Source organism: Streptomyces varsoviensis, assembly GCF_000718635.1.
Taxonomy (GTDB): Bacteria; Actinomycetota; Actinomycetes; order Streptomycetales; family Streptomycetaceae; genus Streptomyces; species Streptomyces varsoviensis.
This window is the reverse complement of the sequence record NZ_JOBF01000051.1, coordinates 1-4983: the sequence shown is the minus strand read 5'-3', so window position 1 is coordinate 4983 and position 4983 is coordinate 1. Positions and strand designations below refer to the sequence as shown.

Genomic DNA, 4983 nt, shown 5'->3' with positions numbered 1-4983 from the left:
GAGGCGGCGGGTGTCGACGAGGACGATGGCGCCGATGGCGCCGCGTACCAGGTCGTCCCACATGAACCAGAAACGGTCCTGGCCGGGCGTCCCGAACAGGTACAGGATCAGGTCCTGGTCCAAGGTGATGCGGCCGAAGTCCATGGCCACCGTCGTGGTGGTCTTGTCCGGCGCGTGCGTCAAGTCGTCGATCCCCGCGGAGGCGGAGGTCATCACGGCTTCGGTGCGCAGCGGGTTGATCTCCGAGACCGCGCCGACGAAGGTCGTCTTGCCGACGCCGAAACCTCCCGCCACCACGATCTTCGCGGAGGTGGTGGAGCGGGCAGGTGGCTCGCCGCTAGAGCTTCCGAAGTCCACTGAGCACCCTTTCGAGCAGTGTCACGTCAGGCTGGCCGCCGGCGGTCTCGTCACCGCCGGGCTGATGGATGGCGACGAGCCCGGCCTCTGCCAAGTCGGCAACGAGGATGCGGGCCACGCCGAGGGGGATGGTGAGGAGCGCGGAGATCTCGGCGACCGACTTGATCTCGCGGCACAGGTGGCAGATGCGCTGGTGTTCCGGCAACTGCCCCTGGAGTTGGGCGGGCTGGGCCGTGGTGTGCACCAGCGCCTCTATGGCGAGCTGGTACCGCGGCCTGGTCCGGCCACCGGTCATGGCATACGGCCTGACCAGCGGCGTTTCCCCGTCGCTCGCGGGCGGCGGGGGCTCCGGCGCGTACCACGCCGGCTCCACCGGCTCGATGCGGTGGTGCTCCGCCGGCGGAACGGCGGCGGAGGGCGCTACGGATGCCGAGGGCGCCGAAGGCGCGGTGGAGGCCGCGGACTCGTAGGGCGCGTACGCACCCTGCTCCTCCGGCTGCTGCCACCGCCGCTGGCGGTCCAGCCGCCGCGGGCGCTGCGACTCGGGCTGTCGCGGCTGCTCCGGCGGGGCCTGGCGGCTCGGTGCGGAGGGGAAGTTGAAGCGGTTCAGCGGGGGCTCACCCTGCTGGCCATTGCCGTACGGGTATCCGCCGGGGGGCGTTGCCACGTCTTCCTCCTCCAACTTGCCTTATCGCTGCGGGGTCGCGCCACCGAACTGTAAGGCTCGGTGGCGCGAAACGCACTGCCTGTCTGCTAGTTCAGCAGGCTCCCCTGCAATTCGGCACGGAGGTCGGGGGTCAGCACGCTGCCCGTCCGGTCGACGAGCAGGGCCATCTCGTAGCCGACGAGGCCGATGTCGCACTCGGGGTGTGCGAGTACGGCCAGCGAAGAACCGTCGGATACGGACATGATGAAGAGGAAGCCGCGCTCCATCTCCACCACGGTCTGGTTGACGCTGCCGCCCTCGAAGATCCGGGAGGCCCCGGCGGTGAGGGAGGTCAGGCCGGAGGCGACGGCCGCCAACTGGTCGGCTCGGTCGCGCGGAAAGCCTTCGGACATCGCCAATAGCAGTCCGTCGGCGGAGACCACGACCGTGTGGGAGACCCCTGGGGTGTTGTCCACGAAACCGGTGATCAACCAGTTCAGGTTCTGCGCCGCCTGGCTCATCGGGCTCACACTAACGCTCCTGATCGTAGGTGCTGCCGGGGCCGAAGCCCTGTCGGTCATTGTGCTCGGGGGAGCCGCTATCGGTCCCCGCTTCGCGCCCTTGCTGGACACCGCGGCCCTGCTGGACGCCGCGGCGCAGATTGCTCAGCCTGCCGCGGATGTCCTCCGGGGCGCGGGACAGCTCGGGGCCGCCCCGCGGTGTCTCCTCCGCGGCGCCCTCGACGAGGTTCGCCTTGGGCACCCGCCGGGGCAGACCGGAGGAGGTGACTCCGCCGGCCGTCGGCTCCCGGAGCCGCTCGGCCTTCTGCCAGCGCTCGTCGTTCGCCGATTGCCAGGCGGGGGCCTCTCCCTGCGGAGGCTGCTCCGGCTCCCCTGCCGTTTCCTCGGGCCGCTGCCCCTGGGTGCCGCCGCGCGGAAAGCCGGCGCCGGTCATCTGGTGGTAGCCGCTCGGGGAAACGCCCGGATGGTCAAACTCTACGCGCTCACGCGCCGCCGCGTCAGCGCCGGAAGAGGGTTCCGATTCCCTTCCGTAACCCTCGTCATACGCCGTCCCACGCGCCCCTGACTCGCTCCACTCGCCCTGGTGAGCGGGGTGTTGGGGCGAGCCGAAGGCCGGTACGGCGGGGTGCTCCGATCCCTCGAAAGGGGATTCCGGATACGCCGAGGGCTGCTCGGGGGAGGGGTTGTACGAGCGCGTGTGCGACTGGTCGTGCGACGGCTCGTACGCCTGCTCGTACCGCCGGTCCGCGCCAAGCGGAGGCTCTTCCTGCTCTCCCTCCGCCGGTCCGCCGGTCGCGCCGGAGATGTCGGTCGAGGCCGAGACCGCGGATACCGGAGCGGGGACGGGCGCGTCGGGAACGGCGTGCGTGCCGCCCTCCTGGGGGCGCTCCTCCTCGCCGCCACCGCCGTGCGTGATCGCATCCGGCAGCATCACCAGCGAGGTGGTCCCGCCCTGCTCGCCCGAGGAGCGCAACTGGACGCGGATGCCGTGCCGCTCGGAGAGCCGGGCGACCACGCACAGACCCATCCGCTGGGAGACCGCCACATCGATCTCGGGCGGGTTGGCGAGCCGGTGGTTGATGTCCGCGAAGTCCTCGGCGCTCAGGCCGATGCCCTGGTCATGGATCTCGATCATGACGCGGGCGTCCGGCAGCCGCGTCGCCGTCACCGCGACCTTCGTCTGCGGTGACGAGAAGACGGTGGCGTTCTCCAGCAGTTCGGCGAGCAGATGCACGAGGTCGGTCACGGCCGCGCCGTGGATCTCGCACTCCGCCACCCCGGACAGCTCGATACGCGCGTACGACTCCACCTCCGAGGAGGCGGCGCGCAGTACGTCCACGAGCGGCACCGGCCGGTCCCAGCGGCGGCCGGGCTCCTCGCCGGAGAGCACGAGCAGGTTCTCGCCGTTGCGCCGCAACCGGGTGGCCAGGTGGTCCAGGCGGAAAAGGCTCTCCAGCCGGCTCGGGTCGGCCTCGGTGCTCTCCAGGCCCGAGATGACCGAGAGCTGACCTTCGATCAGGTGCTGGTTGCGGCGCGAGAGGTTGGCGAAGATGGTGTCGATGTTGGACCGCAGCAGCGCCTGTTCGGCGGCGAGCCGCACGGCCTCGCGGTGCACCTGGTCGAAGGCGCGGGCCACTTCGCCGATCTCGTCCCGCGTCGTGACCGGCACCGGTGCCACCCGGGTGTCCACCCGGCCCGGTTCCGTACGCGAGAGCTGGTCCACCGTGGCCGGCAGCCGCTGCTCCGCGACCTCGAAGGCGGCATCGCGCAGCCGCCGCGTCGATCGGCTCATCGAACGGCCCATCAGACCGGCGATCACCAGGGCGAGTAGGAGGGCGAGGACGACGACGGCGGCGTTGACGACCGCGTCGCGCAGGGCGTCGGAAGTCGTCTGCCGAGCAGCGGCCAGCGCGTCGCCGGCCAGCCCCTCCTCGATCGACCGGTAGGCGTCGAACGTCCGAGTCGACGCGTCGAACCAGCTCGTGGGCGTGGCCCCCGAACCCCCGGCCCGCTCGGCGGAGATGGCGTCGGCGATCTTGTCCCGCTCGTCCGTCCGGCCCTTGCCGGCGAGCGTGTCCCGCAGGCGCTTGACGTCGCCCTCGGCGGAGCCGGAGGTGTACTCGCCGAGCGCGACCCGCTCCAGGTACCTGCCCGCGCCGAAGGCCGCGAGCTGGGCCTCGCGGTCCTTGTCGGACGGGCCGGGGCGCACCAACAGGTGGGCGCCCAGGGAGCGCTGAAGGGAGGCGGCGGACTCGGCCAGCGAGATCGCGTGGACGGTCTGCCCGTAGGCGGTGATGTCACCGGGGTACGAGGCCAGTTCGTTCGCGAGCTCCATGAGCGGGCGCTGGACGGCCGTATAGCCGTCCTCGGTGCGCGTCCCGCCCGCGGCGGCGCCGCGGTACGCGGACTCGCGCAGCTTCGGCAGCGCCTTCTCGGCCTCGGAGAACGCCGCGAGGCGGCGCCGGAGGCCGGGGGTGCCCGGCGCCTCGGCGGCATACCGGTCGAAGTTCTTCTTCGCGGCGTCGGTCGCGTTCCGCGACTCCCTGATCGCGCGGTTGTCGCTCTCGCCGGTCAGCAGCGGCTCGGCGCCGCGGTCCCGCTCGTCGAGCAGCGCGTGCCCGTACGCGGCCGCCGCCCGCACGAGCCGCGCCGTACGTTCCGCGTCCCCGGCCTGACGCCAGGTGTCCAGCGAGGACTTGATGCCCAGGCCGCCGAAGACGAGGGCGACGAGGGCGGGGAGGAGCAGGATGGTGTTGAGGCGGGTGGCGACGCGCCAGTCGCGGGGCGAGCGGCGGCCGCCGGCCGCGGGGGGCTCGAAGGCGGCGCGGGGGTCGCGGGCGTCGGCATACGATGCGGCCGCGCGCGGCGGCGGGGTGAAGTTCCCCCGCGCCTGCTCCGCGGCGCTCGCTCTGCTTCGCCTCACTCGACCAACAACCCCTCGGCGTCGGCACCCGTCCGGTGCCGTTCTCCCCCTGAGCCATTACCGCTCAGGTCCGGGAATTGCAGCACGTCAGGCGGGTGCATTCCAAACACCGAGGGCGACGGTACGGGCGCGGGAAATGTCCAACCTAAAACGGGCATTAAGAGCGAGCGACGCCAAATAGCGGGGAAAACGTAAGCGGAGCGCAATCGGCCGGGCGCGACCCGTAGTCACGCCCGGCCAATTCTCTGTCGAAACGTTATGAACACGGCAACATGCCGTAACGCGCCGCACGGACCGCCCGGGGCCGATTCCGCCGGCTCCGTGACGACCCGTGCAACTGCCGTGCGCGCGGCGCTACTTGAGCCGGGCCATCAGCGCGTGCTCCACCAGCGTGATGAGCGCGCTCTTGGTCTCGCCGCGCTGCCGCGCGTCGGTGGTGATGATGGGGGCGTCCGGGCCGATCTGGAGTGCTTCGCGGACTTCTTCGGGGGTGTAGGGCTGGTGTCCGTCGAAGCCGTTGAGGGCGATGACGAAGG

At 71.5% G+C, this 4983-nt stretch carries 4 protein-coding genes and 1 pseudogene; all 5 read right to left on the bottom strand.

Features of this window, described 5'->3' with window-relative positions:
• On the bottom strand, nt 1-357 hold a 357-nt coding region (locus tag IF55_RS35510; RefSeq protein ID WP_211270089.1), incomplete at its 3' end, for a GTP-binding protein.
• A complete protein-coding gene (locus IF55_RS35505) occupies nt 338-1024 on the bottom strand; it encodes a DUF742 domain-containing protein (protein WP_030884782.1) in 687 nt (228 codons plus the stop codon). The genes IF55_RS35505 and IF55_RS35510, both read right to left, overlap by 20 nt.
• Before the next feature lie 86 nt (nt 1025-1110).
• The gene (locus IF55_RS35500; protein ID WP_030884783.1) at nt 1111-1524 is read right to left on the bottom strand and encodes a roadblock/LC7 domain-containing protein; all 414 of its coding nucleotides are present in this window, start codon (nt 1522-1524) and stop codon (nt 1111-1113) included.
• Nucleotides 1525-1534: 10 nt separating this feature from the next.
• On the bottom strand, nt 1535-4447 hold the full coding sequence (locus IF55_RS35495; RefSeq protein WP_030884785.1) for a sensor histidine kinase: 2913 nt from the start codon (nt 4445-4447) through the stop codon (nt 1535-1537).
• A gap of 354 nt (nt 4448-4801) precedes the next feature.
• Nucleotides 4802-4983, bottom strand: a pseudogene (locus IF55_RS35490) (ATP-binding protein); the annotation flags it as partial.

Excerpts from the sequence above, each read along its gene's own strand:
- IF55_RS35500 (WP_030884783.1), bottom strand. The coding sequence starts at position 1,524 with ATGAGCCAGGCGGCGCAGAACCTGAACTGGTTGATCACCGGTTTCGTG.